The sequence below is a fragment of the Vibrio sp. A37 genome (assembly GCF_059777565.1).
The window spans coordinates 1-210 of the sequence record NZ_JBLNLI010000115.1; the positions used below are offsets into that span (position 1 = coordinate 1).

General features: G+C 44.8%; 1 protein-coding gene. It reads right to left on the bottom strand.

The window, feature by feature from the left end:
• On the bottom strand, positions 1 to 210 hold a 210-nt coding region (locus ACM2FC_RS23745), incomplete at both ends, for an FAD-binding protein (protein ID WP_498483489.1).

A 210-nucleotide genomic window follows, 5' to 3' on the forward strand; every position in this document is an offset into this window, starting at 1 on the left:
CCATGCCGTCCCCTGTTACGATGCCACCATTGGTATTGCAATGGTAAACACGGCCGGCTCCACCTGTTGCTAATACAACGGATTTTGCCTTAATAGTAACGAGTTCTCCTTCAGACATATGGATAGCAATTAAGCCTTGAACTTGGCCTTCGACAACTAACAGATCCACCACAAAGTATTCATCAAAGCGGTTTATCTGAGGGTATTTCA